Source organism: Mammaliicoccus sp. H-M34, assembly GCF_022386495.1.
GTDB classification, from domain to species: Bacteria; Bacillota; Bacilli; order Staphylococcales; family Staphylococcaceae; genus Mammaliicoccus; species Mammaliicoccus fleurettii.
Window position 1 is genome coordinate 80,112 of sequence record NZ_JAJNIK010000007.1, and the last position, 13,977, is coordinate 94,088.

Annotated in this window: 13 protein-coding genes; 6 read left to right on the forward strand and 7 right to left on the reverse strand. The window is 31.6% G+C overall.

Annotation, left to right across the window (positions count from 1 at the left end; all coding sequences use genetic code 11):
* Positions 1 to 43 precede the first annotated feature (43 nt).
* Together LQ608_RS09630 and LQ608_RS09635 are read right to left on the reverse strand one after the other, a co-directional pair.
* On the reverse strand, positions 44 to 787 hold the full coding sequence (locus LQ608_RS09630; protein ID WP_000958858.1) for a glycerophosphoryl diester phosphodiesterase: 744 nt from the start codon (positions 785 to 787) through the stop codon (positions 44 to 46).
* Positions 788 to 1,310: 523 nt separating this feature from the next.
* Positions 1,311 to 2,480, reverse strand: a complete 1,170-nt coding sequence (locus LQ608_RS09635; RefSeq protein WP_239751570.1) for a hydroxymethylglutaryl-CoA synthase — start codon at positions 2,478 to 2,480, stop codon at positions 1,311 to 1,313.
* 101 nt (positions 2,481 to 2,581) lie between these two features.
* Between LQ608_RS09635 and LQ608_RS09640 the strand changes: the two genes are divergently transcribed.
* From LQ608_RS09640 to brnQ, 3 genes are all read left to right on the forward strand, one after another.
* The gene (locus LQ608_RS09640; RefSeq protein WP_078357491.1) at positions 2,582 to 3,739 is read left to right on the forward strand and encodes a thiolase family protein; all 1,158 of its coding nucleotides are present in this window, start codon (positions 2,582 to 2,584) and stop codon (positions 3,737 to 3,739) included.
* Positions 3,739 to 5,016, forward strand: a complete 1,278-nt coding sequence (locus LQ608_RS09645; protein WP_239751572.1) for a hydroxymethylglutaryl-CoA reductase, degradative — start codon at positions 3,739 to 3,741, stop codon at positions 5,014 to 5,016. Before LQ608_RS09640 ends, LQ608_RS09645 begins: the two co-directional genes overlap by 1 nt.
* Before the next feature lie 108 nt (positions 5,017 to 5,124).
* Positions 5,125 to 6,483, forward strand: coding sequence for a branched-chain amino acid transport system II carrier protein (gene brnQ / locus LQ608_RS09650; RefSeq protein ID WP_239751574.1), 1,359 nt, complete (start codon positions 5,125 to 5,127; stop codon positions 6,481 to 6,483).
* A gap of 546 nt (positions 6,484 to 7,029) precedes the next feature.
* Here the strand turns inward: brnQ and LQ608_RS09655 are convergent.
* Genes LQ608_RS09655 through pgaC form a run of 4 tightly spaced genes read right to left on the reverse strand, consistent with a single transcriptional unit; the run spans position 7,030 to position 10,414 of the window.
* On the reverse strand, positions 7,030 to 8,070 hold the full coding sequence (locus LQ608_RS09655) for an acyltransferase family protein (protein ID WP_239751576.1): 1,041 nt from the start codon (positions 8,068 to 8,070) through the stop codon (positions 7,030 to 7,032).
* Positions 8,063 to 8,914, reverse strand: a complete 852-nt coding sequence (gene icaB / locus LQ608_RS09660; protein ID WP_239751578.1) for an intercellular adhesin biosynthesis polysaccharide N-deacetylase — start codon at positions 8,912 to 8,914, stop codon at positions 8,063 to 8,065. Before icaB ends, LQ608_RS09655 begins: the two co-directional genes overlap by 8 nt.
* Entirely contained in the window at positions 8,901 to 9,218 is a 318-nt protein-coding gene (gene icaD, locus LQ608_RS09665) for an intracellular adhesion protein IcaD (RefSeq protein WP_239751580.1), read from the reverse strand. The genes icaB and icaD overlap by 14 nt, the downstream gene beginning before the upstream one ends.
* Complete coding sequence (gene pgaC, locus LQ608_RS09670; RefSeq protein ID WP_239751582.1) at positions 9,170 to 10,414, reverse strand: poly-beta-1,6-N-acetyl-D-glucosamine synthase; 1,245 nt, start codon at positions 10,412 to 10,414, stop codon at positions 9,170 to 9,172. Before pgaC ends, icaD begins: the two co-directional genes overlap by 49 nt.
* Before the next feature lie 164 nt (positions 10,415 to 10,578).
* Here pgaC and LQ608_RS09675 point away from each other — a divergent pair, with 164 nt between their 5' ends.
* Both LQ608_RS09675 and LQ608_RS09680 read left to right on the forward strand, forming a co-directional pair.
* Positions 10,579 to 11,151 (forward strand): TetR/AcrR family transcriptional regulator, encoded by a 573-nt coding sequence (locus LQ608_RS09675; RefSeq protein ID WP_239751584.1) that lies wholly within the window; start codon positions 10,579 to 10,581, stop codon positions 11,149 to 11,151.
* Between the two features lie 380 nt (positions 11,152 to 11,531).
* Entirely contained in the window at positions 11,532 to 11,696 is a 165-nt protein-coding gene (locus LQ608_RS09680) for a hypothetical protein (protein WP_157946496.1), read from the forward strand.
* A 77-nt stretch (positions 11,697 to 11,773) separates the two neighbouring features.
* Here the strand turns inward: LQ608_RS09680 and LQ608_RS09685 are convergent, their stop codons facing one another.
* Positions 11,774 to 12,811 carry a family 20 glycosylhydrolase gene (locus LQ608_RS09685; RefSeq protein WP_239751586.1) on the reverse strand — a complete coding sequence of 346 codons (1,038 nt, stop codon included), beginning with the start codon at positions 12,809 to 12,811 and terminating at the stop codon, positions 11,774 to 11,776.
* A gap of 386 nt (positions 12,812 to 13,197) precedes the next feature.
* Here LQ608_RS09685 and LQ608_RS09690 point away from each other — a divergent pair, with 386 nt between their 5' ends.
* On the forward strand, positions 13,198 to 13,818 hold the full coding sequence (locus LQ608_RS09690) for an NAD(P)-dependent oxidoreductase (protein WP_239751588.1): 621 nt from the start codon (positions 13,198 to 13,200) through the stop codon (positions 13,816 to 13,818).
* Positions 13,819 to 13,977: the final 159 nt, after the last annotated feature.

A 13,977-nucleotide genomic window follows, 5' to 3' on the forward strand; every position in this document is an offset into this window, starting at 1 on the left:
GTAAGTCTACCGTCACTGAAACGTAAGACTCACCTCTAACTTTCTATTGAGACAAATGCACCATTTTATCTGCATTGTCTGTAAAGATACCATCAACACCCCAATTAGCAAGTTGGTTTGCACGTGCTGGTTTGTTTACAGTCCATACGTTCAATTCATAACCCGCTTCTTTTACCATTTTTACTTTTGCTTTAGTAAGTTTGGCATCTTCAGTGTTTACTATTTTAGCATTACAGTAATCTAAAAGTGTTCGCCAGTCTTCGCGAAACGAAGTTGTATGGAATATAACTGCTCTGTTATATTGTGGCATGATTTCTTCCGCAAGTTTAACAAGCACAACATTAAAGCTTGAAATGAGCACTTCTTGATTCTGATTTAAGTTTGTTAATTGTTCTTCCACTTGCTTAACCATACTTTTAGAAAGTGCTAGTCCATTCGGTCCAGTAATACCTTTTAATTCTACATTTAAATTCATATTATATTCATTTGCTATTTTTACTACATCATCGAAAGTTGGCAAGTGTTCATCTTTGAATTTTTCACCAAACCAAGATCCTGCAGAAGCATCTTTAATTTCATCATAATTCAATTCAGTTATTTCCCCGGACATATTTGTAGTCCGTTCTAAATAATCATCATGAATGATAATCAGTTGTTCATCTTTTGTAATTGCAACATCTAACTCCAACCAGTTTATACCTTCTACTTCTGAAGCAGCTTTAAATGATGCAATTGTATTTTCCGGAGCTTTACTAGGTAATCCTCTATGTCCATATACAGTTAGCATATTACCTCTCCTTGCATTTTTATTTTTTTAATTAACGTAACTGTATTATCACATTAATCCCACTTTTATTTCCATTAAAAAGAGATGAATATCATAAATAAAGGAGTCCATAGATTCGGATTGATTATGGAGTTAATCTACGTCTTGGTCAAACTCTTCGATTAACTCATAAATTAATCTACGTCTCATCTCATTTTTAAAAAAATATTTATGTCCCAAGCTCCATTTTGTAATCAAGTCTAGTTTTTCTGTACTCCTTATCAGTATAATCTCAGTAAGAATGCGTATAAAAATGAATATTACCAACGATTTTGTATAGTGCTGACGCCTGAGGGAATAGTATGTGTGAGAGACTACAGGCTCGAGCCATACCCCTAGGCAAGCATGCACTATACAAAATCGTAAGATAAAAAAATAAGCATATCACTGTAAACTTTAAAAAATCAGTTTAGTGATATGCTTATTTATTTTGAGTTAGGAAATATGCTCCAAGCTCATCAACCATAATCGGCCATACTCTAGTTTATTTCTCTATCTTATATGTTCTGATATGGTCTTCTATGCTGTGTAAGTACACTTTTGAATATGGATCTTGTGTCAATTCACGTTCGAAATCAAATTCTTGATTATCAAATCTGTTAAAGAATGTTTCGTATTCTTCGACTGATAATTGCTCTCTAGATTCTAGCATATTTAAGTGTTTCTCTTTATCTAATGCTTTGTCATATCCTTCAACGATTGAACCACTAAAGATTTCTCCTACTGCTCCTGAACCATAACTAAATAGACATACTTTCTCTTCTGGTTGGAATGTGTGGTTTTGTAATAACGAAATTAAACTTAAATATAATGATCCTGTATAAATGTTACCAACATCTCTATTCCATAATACTGATTCTTGGTAAGCATCCATTAATCTATTTTTGATTGAATCTTCTACGTTTTCGTTTAAAATAGTCTTGAAAGTCTTTTCCCCCATTTTAGTAAATGGTACGTGGAAACAGAATGATTCAAAGTCGTTTACAGTATATCCAGTACGTTTAGAGTATTCATTCCAAACTGTATTAAATGATTCGATATATGCGTCTTTAGATAAAGCGCCATCTACGACAGGATATTTTTCAGAAGTTGGTCTCCAAAAATCGTATACATTATTCGTATATGCTACGCTATCATCATTTAATTCTAAAATTCTAGGATTATGACTTAGTAATAACGCAACTGCTCCTGCACCTTGTGTAGGTTCGCCACCTGAATTTAATCCGTAACGTGCGATATCTGATGCGATAACAAGAACTTTTTTACCAGGATGGTTGGATAAGAAATCTTTTGCAAGTTGTATCGCTGCAGTAGCAGAGTAACATGCTTCTTTCATTTCTATACAACGCGCGAAAGGTTGAATATTTAATTGATTGTGTATTTCAACAGATGCTGCTTTTGAGTGATCAATTCCCGATTCAGTAGCTACGATTACCATATCGATATCTTTTTTGTCTTGCTCAGATAAAATATCTTGAGCTGCATTAATACCCATTGATATAATATCTTGGCTCACTGGATTAACAGCCATTTTTGTTTGGCCAATACCAATCTTGAATTTATTTGGGTCTACTTCACGAGCTTTTGCCAAATCATCCATGCTAACATAGAAATTTGGGATGTAAAAATCTAATTTATCAATACCTATTGCCATAATAATTTCCTCTCAATATGTTATTTTATAGTTAAATCATATCAAAATAACATATTTAATGACAATTATTAATAAATAAATTTTTTAAGGAGAACATAAACATGAACAAAGTTGTAATAGTTAGTGCTCAAAGAACACCTGTAGGAAAATTTAGAGGAAAGTTGAGTAACTACTCTGCAGTAGAATTAGGGACTGCTGCATTAAAATCTGCAATTAACAAAATTCAACTAGATCCTAATCATATAGAAAACGTTATTTTCGGGAATGTCATTCAAGCAGGAACTGGTCAAAACCCAGCACGTCAAATAGCAGTTAACGCTGGGTTACCTTATTCAACACCTGGTATGACTGTGAATGAAGTTTGCGGTTCAGGTCTTAAATCTATTATTTTAGGTAAACAACTGATCCAACTTGGAGAAGCAAATGTTGTTGCTGTAGGTGGTGTTGAAAGTATGACGAATACACCAGACCTTATTCTTAAAAAAGGTGATTCACCAGTAAAAAGCTTTATGCATGATGGATTAACTGATGTGTTTCATCAAATAGCTATGGGCTTAACTGCTGAAGAAATAGCAACTAAATACGAAGTTACTCGTACACAACAAGATGAATTTGCTATGAACTCTCATTTGAAATCTGACAAAGCAACAAAAGCAGGTAAATTTAACGAAGAGATAGTACCTCTAGAAGATCTAAATGGTGAAACTATGACTTCTGATGAATTAATTAGACCTGAAAGCAATATGGAAGACTTAGCAACTTTAAAAACAATTTTCAAAGAAGATGGTTCTGTTACAGCTGGTAACGCATCAGCTTTAAGTGATGGCGGTTCTGCTTTAATTCTTATGAGCGAAGCGTATGCTAAAGAAAATGGTTATACAATTTTAGCTACTTTAGGACAACATGCCGAAATAGGTTGTGATCCATTATACATGGGTTACGCACCTTTTTATGCAGTAGAAGCATTGTTAAATAAAACTGAAAAAAGTATTGAAGATATTGATTTAGTGGAAATGACGGAAGCTTTTTCAGCACAAAGTATTCCTGTGAAAAAGAATCTCAACATACCCGATGAGAAATTCAACATATACGGTGGCGCGATTGCTTTAGGACATCCACTAGGTTCAACAGGATCTAGACTTGTTACGACACTTACTCATGCGTTGAAGCAAGAAGATAAACATACTGGCATAGCGACTGCTTGTATTGGTGGTGGCCTAGGTATCGCATTAATGATAGAAAAAGGAGCAGGACTTTAATGAAACCTTTAACTAAAGATTTCAGACACTTATCCAGACCAGAAAAAATTAATCAATTAAAAGAACATGGTTGGATTAAAGAACAATCTGAACAAATATTACTAAACAATTCAGAAATAGATAAAGAATTATTAGAGAACTTAATCGAAAATGTAATCGGTCAAGGGACTTTACCAGTTGGCGTATTGCCTGAAATTATTGTGAATGGTAAATCGTATGCTGTTCCAATGATGGTTGAAGAGCCTTCAGTTGTAGCTGCAGCAAGTTACGGTTCTAAACTATTTAACAAGTCCGGTGGTCTAAAAATCATTCAAAGCGACAACATTAAATTAGGTCAAATTGTATTTGATAATGTAACAGACACTACACAATTATCTAAAGACATCCTTGAATTAGAACAAGAAATACACCAAATGGCTGATCAAGTCTATCCATCTATTTTAAAAAGAGGTGGCGGATATCAAAAAATCGAAACTGATGAATTCCCAGAAGAAGGTATGCTGTCATTAAAAGTATATATCGATACTCGTGATGCAATGGGTGCTAATATCATCAATACAATTCTTGAAGGTATTGCACATTATTTAGAAGAACAATTAGACGACGCTGATATATTGATGAGTATTTTATCAAATTATTCAACAACTTCAGTTATAAGCATTCAAGGTGAAATCGCTGTATCTGATTTAGAAAAAAGTAATATGAGTGGCGAAGAAGTTGCACATCGTATGGAAAGAGCTTCTGTATTAGCTCATATCGACCCATATAGAGCTGTAACACACAATAAAGGCGTAATGAATGGTATTAGTTCTGTCGTGCTCGCTTCAGGTAATGATACAAGAAGCGTTGAAGCTGGTGCGCATGCTTATGCTAGTAAAGATGGTCAGTATAGAAGTTTAACTACTTGGAAATATGATAGAGAAGGACAATGTCTTGTAGGGACAATAGAGCTACCTTTAACGCTTGGTATTATAGGAGGTAGCATTGATCTCTTACCGATGTCTAAAGTTACTTTAGATATATTAAACGTTGAATCAGCACAAGAGTTAGCTCATATTGTAGCAGCAGTCGGTTTAGCACAGAATTTCTCTGCATGTCGTGCACTCGTTTCTGAAGGTATACAACATGGTCATATGAACTTACACTACAAATCTTTAGCTATTAAAATCGGTGCAAAAGGTGTCGAAATAAATCTCATAACTGAAGCGCTTAAAAATATGGACAAACCAAATTTAGAAACCGCGCAAGCATTGCTCTATGAAATGAGAAATAATTAAATATAGTATATAGATACACTATTTATTTCTTAGTACTTATTGACTTTCCGCTCTTGTAAAATATAAGATAGTGGAAGCGAAAAAAGACTAGGAGAACACATCATTATTATGAAAAACAAACTAAGTTTCAAAGAAAATCTATATATAGGGTCATTATTATTTGGCTTATTTTTCGGTGCAGGAAATTTAATATTTCCAATACATTTAGGTCAAACAGCTGGTGCAAATGTTTTTACAGCTAACTTAGGTTTCTTAATTACTGCGATTGGATTACCTTTCTTAGGTATTATTGCAATTGGCATTTCTAAGACGAATGGCATTTTCGAAATAGCAACAAGAGTAAATACTAAATATGCTTATATTTTTACGATTTTGCTTTATTTAGTCATTGGTCCATTTTATGCATTACCAAGACTTGCGACTACATCATTTGAAATTGCTTTTACGCCATTTATTTCAAAATCATCTATCACGTTATATTTATCAATATTTAGTATTTTATTCTTTTTAGTTGCTTGGTTCTTCTCGAAGAAACCATCCAAAATTTTAGAATATATCGGCAAATTCTTAAACCCGATATTTTTAGTATTGTTAGGTGTACTTATTTTATTAGCTTTCATTAATCCAATTGGCAATATTTCTAGTGCTTCAATTAGTCCTGATTATGAAAACAGCGCATTGTTAAAAGGATTTATAGACGGTTACAATACGTTAGATGCATTAGCAGCACTTGCTTTCGGCATCATTGTTGTTTCAACTATTAAAAAGCTTGGTGTTACAAATCCAAATCACATTGCGAAAGAAACTTTTAAATCTGGTACTATCAGCATCGTGTTAATGGGTGTTATTTACAGTTTGTTAGCATTTATGGGTACAATGAGTTTAGGTCATTTCAAAGCTAGTGAAAACGGTGGTATTGCATTAGCGCAAATTGCTCAATATTACCTAGGTGATTATGGAATAATCCTATTATCATTAATTATTATTGTTGCTTGTTTAAAGACAGCAATTGGCTTAATCACAGCTTTTTCAGAAACATTTACAGACCTATTCCCTAAGCAAAACTACTTAATGTTCGCGACAGTAGTCAGCATTATATCATGTGTATTTGCTAACGTCGGTTTAACAAAAATTATCGAATATTCAACACCAGTATTGATGTTCTTGTATCCATTAGCGATTACAATTATATTGCTAACACTATTTAGTTCATTATTTAATCACTCAACAATCGTTTACCAATTTACAACTTATTTCACAATGATTGCTTCATTTGTAGACGGTATAAAAGCTAGCCCAGAATTCATTGCGAATACTAAATTTGCACATGTAGTCATTACATTTGGAGAAAAATGCTTGCCATTCTTCACTATCGGTATGGGTTGGGTACTACCAGCTGTAATAGGCTTTATTATAGGGTTCATCGTATACAAATTTAAAAAAGAACGTTATACAGCAGCTAAATAATAACTATTTTTATAAAATCTTACGATTTTGTAGTGCATGCTTGCCTAGGGTATGGTTCGAGCCTGTAGTCTCTCACGCATACTTTTCCCTCAGGCGTCAGCACTTACAAAATCGTTAACAATATCTATTTATATAAAATCTTACGATTTTGTTCGTGCATGCTTGCCTAGGGATATGGTTCGAGCCCGTAGTCTCTCACTCATACTATTCCCTCAGGCGTCAGCACTTTACAAAATCATTACCAATAACTATTTATATAAAATCTTACGATTTTGTAGTGCATGCTTGCCTAGGGGTATGACTCGAGCCTGTAGTCTCTCACTCATACTATTCCCTCAGGCGTCAGCACTTACAAAATCGTACAAATATTCATTTTTATACAAAAATAAGAGCAGAAATTCAATTTTAATAATGAATTTCTGCTCTTAATATTATTCTAGGATATATATATCTTAAGCTCTATTTTGTAATCAAATCTACTTTTATAGATACCCTTATCAGCAATTTTGCCTAGTACTGCTTTTAACGCACTTCTTATCAGCAATTTTATTTACTATAAGGTTGTCTTCCCATTACAAACTTGAATACATGGAATTCTTTTAATAATATGCCAACGCCTAAACAACATCCTACGATAAAGAGTAAGGATACTGGTATGAATATAATTGTTTTTTCTTGGAATATGCTTGTGTATTGGAATATATATTCAAGTATGATTGGATGTAATAAATATATAAAGAATGAATACATACTTAGGATCTCGACTGAGTTATACATAAATGTTTCAAATTGTGAACTGAAATTGATCAGTAGTAAAAATGCAAAACTAATATATAGTAAAATGCGATAATCCATACTACTTACCATCCAGTAATCGTGATCTCCTACTAATTCAAAAGTTAAATATGCTGCTATCGTTAAAAATATAATTAATGCGATGTTTTTACTTACAAAGTATTTTATTTTAGCGTAATTATGCCCTAAATATGAGCCTAAGAAGTAGTAGAATATCCAACCAACTATAAATGTTTCGGGACTAAATGGATAATATGCATCCACAAATTTCGTTACGCTGTCTATATTTTGATGACTATACAAATAGACTGTGTTGATGATAAATGCAATGATGAGACTCCATTTTGAATACAATATTTTAGAGTTAATTCGATAAATCAACCAGTTTAATAAGAAGAACTGAATAATGATAATAATGAAATAACCATACCAATTACCTTGAATAACATTCTCTAAAAATTGTTTTAGAAATGAATTATTTAATTTAAGACTTTCAGAATAACTATAAAAAGCACCCATAATAAGATACGGTAGTAAAATGAATTTTAAGCGTGCTTTTAAATATCCTGGCTTTAGTTTCTCGTTATAATTTAAAGTTGTTAATAGCTGAGATAATATAATAAATGAAGGTGTCCCGATGATTAATATCATTCTAATCCAATATAATACTTGGATTTGATTATCATCTGGTTCGTTTGTATTACTAAATTCTGTCAGGACATGCGTTAACACGATCAATAAACAGAGAAATGTTCTTAAATATATAAATTCTATGCGTCTTCCTTTATTCATGATTAAATCCTTTCCAGTTTTTAACGAGTTTGTTAAAGGCATCATCACTTACCATAACTCTTGGAATAATATAGTTGTCATTGTCTGCAACTACTGCTTTTTCTTTCAAAGTAAACCCATATTTGATTGAAGTGTCTGCTTTAAGTTGATCAACTACTTCATCACTCATTTGACCATATGGATATGCAATAGCGCGTGTATTACCATCTAATTCGTCTTTAATATATTGTGTGCTTTTATTCATATCTTTCTTAATACCTGTTGTTTCAGCTGATTTAATAAGTGTTGATGTCTTCTTTTTCATTGAATGCATTTTATGTGTATGTGATGCAAAATCCCACAATCCACTGCGTTTCATTTTTAACAATTCTTTTTTAGACGAAAGACTAATATTGTGAAAATCATTAGACCCTACTTTACCTGTTATGACAAATCCTGTAGCGTGTACATCGTATTTTTTCATAATTGGGAAAGCATTGTCGTATATACTTTCATCCATATCATCAAAGTTGATCCAAACACAATTTTTAGGGAATTTGCCATTTTCTTTATATTTTATAAATTCATCTAAAGTGACAAAGTGAGCTTTATGTTCTTTCAACCACTTTATATGTGATTCAAATTCTGTATCTGTAACGCTATAAATTTTCAATTCTTTACTATTTGAGAAAGCGGATAATAATTTATCAGTCCATGTATCTTCTCTAACTCTATGATAATTTAATGCTAGACAGCCATTCTCTTCTCCACCCAATGATTTCTTTTTAGCAAAAGTAACGTCATCATGTGGATACAAAAATATACACAACAAAAAAACGATCATAAATCGTTTACATTTCATCATAAGGTAAAACTCTCTTTCTTTTAACATTAAAGATAAAAGTACACATTAAATAAATAACGATGATTGCTGACCCTATAATGAAATAGCTAAAGATTGTAAAGATATCACCTTTGTCAATATTTAAAATCACTCTTACCATTTGGATAAAATGATTATTGTAAGGTAATAACGACCCAACCATTACAAATAAAACTGTTACACAATATAACCAAAGTATTGTTGATGCTATAAATACGATTGTTTCTCTATAAATATTTAATCTTGATTTGACTCTTTTAAGTTCCCTCTGTCTGGACTTGTCCATGTAGCAAACTCTCCTTTTTTACGTTTTAGTGCTTTTGGAAAAGCAACAATCACAACTAACGCATTGATTATCCAATAAAATGTTGGATACCAACTTAAGAAAATAACAAACAAATTATTTTTGCGCTCATACCTACTATCAATCATTAATGAAAGTGTAAATTGTATAATGTTAACGAAAGTAAGTAAGAAGGCAGAAAGTAGAAAAATGTTTAATTGATAATCGTAAAAATAATAATCCAAGAAGTTTAACTGGAGAAGTGTGTACGCTAGCATGGCAACTATTCCATACACCCAAACTACAGAGAGAATTTGTTCAAGAAATAGTAACCATAATGAAACATTACGTACTTTCAGCATGTTTTTTAAATCTCTTAATATAACTTCGTGTCCTCCTTGAGACCACCTTATTCTTTGTTTCCAAAGTCCTTTAAATGTCTCCGGTACAAGCATCCAACATAACGCTCTTGGTTCATATTTAATTTTGTAACCTGATAAATGAAACTTCCATGACACAGCAATATCTTCTGTAATCATATCTGTATCCCAGAAATCATTTTTCTGTAATGCTTTTTTGTTAAATAACGAGAATACACCAGATATTGTATTAACATATCCATTAATTGTTTGTGCCCTTTTAATACTTCCAATCATACTTGCATATTCAATCGTTTGAATCTTGCCTAACAATGTAGACTTATTACGAATACGCGGATTACCTGTCACTGCACCGATTGAAGCGTCATTAACTAAACTTTCAATCATATAATAAGGTGCATCGTCATCGATAATGGTATCTGCATCCACACACATCAAATATGGATATTTCGCAAGTTTAGCTGCAACATTTAAAGCATTTGCTTTCCCCTTATTCTCTTCTAAATTGATGAATTTGATGTGATATTCATCTTCTAGCTTTAACAGTTCTTCTTTCGTGTGATCCGAACTACCATCATTAACGGCGATAATTTCTTTCAGTGGAAAAGATAATCCATCTAAATTCTTAATCGTGTCCGCTATTGTCTCGGCCTCGTTATAACAAGCTATAATAAACGAGATACCTTCTGACGGATGGTAGTTAATATTTTTACGCTTTAAACGCCTTTCGATAAAAATATAATAAATTAATGTCCCAATTATCCAAAAAATCGACATAGTAATGGGATAAGCAATAAAAAACATCAATAATGATTCCATAATTTTCCTCCTAACTAACGACCGGTAGTTTGTCAGATAATTATATCATCTTATTTTAAAAAGGCAATGCGTAATTTATTGAGTGAAATGTAAACGCTATACCAGATGATTTTTACCTAATTTTGATGTATAGTTATCCATATGAAATAAAGGAGGCAATGGCAGTGAATAATACATCTGAGAAACTTATCCAAATAAGTATGAGAACCTTTTCTGAGAAAGGTTACTATGGAACATCACTAAATAATATTGCCAATGATTTAGGTGTCAAAAAATCAAGTTTATATAACTATATTAAAAGTAAAGACGACCTTTATGGGATATGTTTAGAAAAGTGTATGAAAAAAGGACTAAGCTTAATTGAAAACATTAATACACAAACAGATAATTTACATGAAGAACTTCTCTCCTTTCTTCGAAAATATATATATGATTCTGATTATATGGTGAAATTCTATTTACAATTATCATTTGCGCCATGTAACTTCACAAAAGATATAGAAGAATATAACGATAAATTTGCTGTCGTCTTTAGTGATAAATTAAGACAAATACATTCGTATAATCAACTAAAAATAGATCAAGACGATTTCGTGCTATTTGTTAATATGTTTGTAAACGGTTGGCTTTATAAAAAAGCCTTCGTACAATCAGCGACAACCCCGAAAAAAATTATAAAAGAATTCGAACAACAAGCTAATTTGTTGCTAGATAGTATCCAAAATAAAGAAAAATAAATACATTTTTTTATTACCGCATTCACAACCAAATAAACACATGATTTAAGTTTTAATTATTTGATGTGTAAAGAGGCTGGGACAAATTAATTTGTCTCAGCCTCTTGTCATTATATTTACTCTTAACTGATGAAGAACAAACTAACAACCCGCTTATATATAATTATTTTATATAAATAAGATAATTTAAATGATGAATTTAAATACACTTGTGGTTAAATTTGTTTTCAAAACCTTTTGAATTATGTATAATTTGATTTAAAAAGAAAAGATGAAATAACTTTTTAAAAATTTTTAAAGTTTTTATTTACAGTTTTTGTTAGAAGTCTATAATTTTCGGGTATTACAATTATAGAATTTGTAGAGGAAGAGGTTTAACAATGGTCATGAAACATGGGAAAGACTATTACGAAGATATTAGTGATGATTTATTATATGTGTCTCAAGAAATTAATCAAAAAATTTCTGATGATGTATACAACTTGTCAGAAGAATTAGACACAATAAAAGAAATCATAGAAAGGTTGGAATCCCCATCAGATTAATTTATGAAAATTTTTTACTATAACTATTCCCATCATTTTTGGGAGTAGTTATTTTTTTATATACATTTCAACTCACTTTACGAACTGAGATAAGCTTTTATTAACGGTATTTCTTGGTTAATCAATTCTGTTTGTGACATATTCAATGCATCTTCTCCCCAAAATGATAAGGCTGATCCTTTCACGTTGTCACTGTCTACTTCTTGATAAGGTTCATTAGTATAGAAAAACTTATTATATGCATATGCCCAACTTATGTAATCTGCTTGTTCTTCGATATCTGCATTAGTAAATTGATTCGATGGTAAAAAGTATAATGAATAAAAGTTATAATTATATATTTTGAAATCATATTCCGCGAAATCTTCTACAGTTAAATCTGATTTACTGTTTTCATTTTGTTTCCAATATAAAATTGAGAATGTATCACTTAAAGATTTAATCCCTTCATGCGATATCATATCGTTCCACATTTGAGGCTCATAACCTTGCCCTGTAGCGTAACTTCCAATGTGATTCATATAACTTATAAAATCACTTTGGTAAGCACCCCCGCCTGGCACTTCATCTCCACCTAATACCATTCTTTGCTGGCCATTATATTTTGGCTGATTAAATAATGTTGTTATTTCACCTATCTGTCGCTTACTTATTGATAAAGCTTTATCATTTGAGAAAAAATCAAACGTATTATCACTATAGTCACTAATAATTTGATTATACAAATCTTTATCCTCATTCTGTATCAATGATAAAAGTGCTTTTGAATGGGAAGGAAAATCAATATCTGGAACTACCATTACATCCAACTCATTGCTGTATGCTATAAGTGATTTTATTTCTGCCTTTGTTAAATAATTTTCATTTGGAATACCTTGATGCGAGAAATAATCTGACTCGATTGCATAATTTTCATCATCAGAAAAATGCAATTGAAGATATTGTCCGTTATTTTCATGAATAGTATCGACTATTTGTTTTAAGGACTCTAATGAGTATTCTTTTCTAGCAATGTCTACCGAAACACCTTCTTGAATACTTTCTGCACTTACATCTTTAAATGAAAAAGCAATGCTAAATAAAAAAGTTATAACAAGTGCAAAAATAAATTTCATATAGCCACCTATTTTCTATAGTTTGTAGAGACTGCGTTGAATATGAAACATATAATAAATGAAATAAACTGTTTTTAAAAAAATCAGTAAACTAAATATAATACTAGTATAATGTTTTTACAATAATCAAAAAATGCAAAATAATGTTCTTGGTATAGGAGTTCCCCGCTAATCCTAAAATAAACATATATAATAGAAGAAATTTGTATAAAATAACCGAATTTCGTTAGCATATTAACTTTTAAATAAAGTAATTTGTTTTTCCGATAAAATATAAATCATAGATTAACTACAGCTTGTATATTTTATAAGTTTGTTATGTAGCATATATAAGTGATTTTTAATAACATGAATATGAGAAACTACTGACAAGGGAGATAAAGAACATGAAGATATCAATTTTTGGTGCAACAGGGAGAGTTGGTCATGAAATATTGGATCATGCACTTAACGATGGACATGACGTGACAATATTAGTTAGAAATAAAGAAAAAATAACAAACACACATAAACACTTAAATATTATAGAAGGAAATGCCTTAAATAAACGTGATGTGGAAGAAGCAATACAAGGAAATGAAGTAGTGATAAGCGCGCTAGGTACAGATGGTTCAACAACATTAACAGAGGTTATGCCGATGATTATTGAAGAAATGGAACAAGAAGGCATCCGTCGCATCATCACAATAGGAACTGCAGGAATATTACAAAGTAAAACAGAAAGTAACTTGTTACGCTATCAATCAAACGAGTCAAAAAGAAAAACTACACGCGCTGCAGCTGAACACCATAAAGTGTATGAGCTGTTAAATCAATCTTCACTAGATTGGACAATTGTGTGCCCAACCTATTTACCAGACGGAGAACGGATTGGTAAATACCGAGTAGAACGAAATTATTTACCAGATAATGCTGTGAAAATATCCGTACCAGATACAGCAGACTTCGCTTATGCTCTAATATCGTCAGAAGAATATATTAAAGCACGCGTTGGCATTGCATATTGATCATAGATTTTAATTAGAATATCGCATTTCGCGTTTTCGGGTCGCTAATTTATTTTATCGGCCTGTATTTTACATTTTCGGGTCGCTAATTTTATTTATCGGCCTGTATTTCGCATTTTCGGGTCGCTAATTTTATTTATCGGCCTGTATTTTGCATTT

Excerpts from the sequence above, each read along its gene's own strand:
- icaD (WP_239751580.1), bottom strand. The coding sequence starts at position 9,218 with ATGGACAAGTCCAGACAGAGGGAACTTAAAAGAGTCAAATCAAGATTA.
- icaB (WP_239751578.1), bottom strand. The coding sequence starts at position 8,914 with ATGATGAAATGTAAACGATTTATGATCGTTTTTTTGTTGTGTATATTT.
- LQ608_RS09680 (WP_157946496.1), top strand. The coding sequence starts at position 11,532 with ATGGTCATGAAACATGGGAAAGACTATTACGAAGATATTAGTGATGAT.
- LQ608_RS09645 (WP_239751572.1), top strand. The coding sequence starts at position 3,739 with ATGAAACCTTTAACTAAAGATTTCAGACACTTATCCAGACCAGAAAAA.
- LQ608_RS09655 (WP_239751576.1), bottom strand. The coding sequence starts at position 8,070 with ATGAATAAAGGAAGACGCATAGAATTTATATATTTAAGAACATTTCTC.
- LQ608_RS09635 (WP_239751570.1), bottom strand. The coding sequence starts at position 2,480 with ATGGCAATAGGTATTGATAAATTAGATTTTTACATCCCAAATTTCTAT.
- LQ608_RS09690 (WP_239751588.1), top strand. The coding sequence starts at position 13,198 with ATGAAGATATCAATTTTTGGTGCAACAGGGAGAGTTGGTCATGAAATA.
- brnQ (WP_239751574.1), top strand. The coding sequence starts at position 5,125 with ATGAAAAACAAACTAAGTTTCAAAGAAAATCTATATATAGGGTCATTA.
- LQ608_RS09630 (WP_000958858.1), bottom strand. The coding sequence starts at position 787 with ATGCTAACTGTATATGGACATAGAGGATTACCTAGTAAAGCTCCGGAA.
- LQ608_RS09685 (WP_239751586.1), bottom strand. The coding sequence starts at position 12,811 with ATGAAATTTATTTTTGCACTTGTTATAACTTTTTTATTTAGCATTGCT.
- LQ608_RS09640 (WP_078357491.1), top strand. The coding sequence starts at position 2,582 with ATGAACAAAGTTGTAATAGTTAGTGCTCAAAGAACACCTGTAGGAAAA.
- pgaC (WP_239751582.1), bottom strand. The coding sequence starts at position 10,414 with ATGGAATCATTATTGATGTTTTTTATTGCTTATCCCATTACTATGTCG.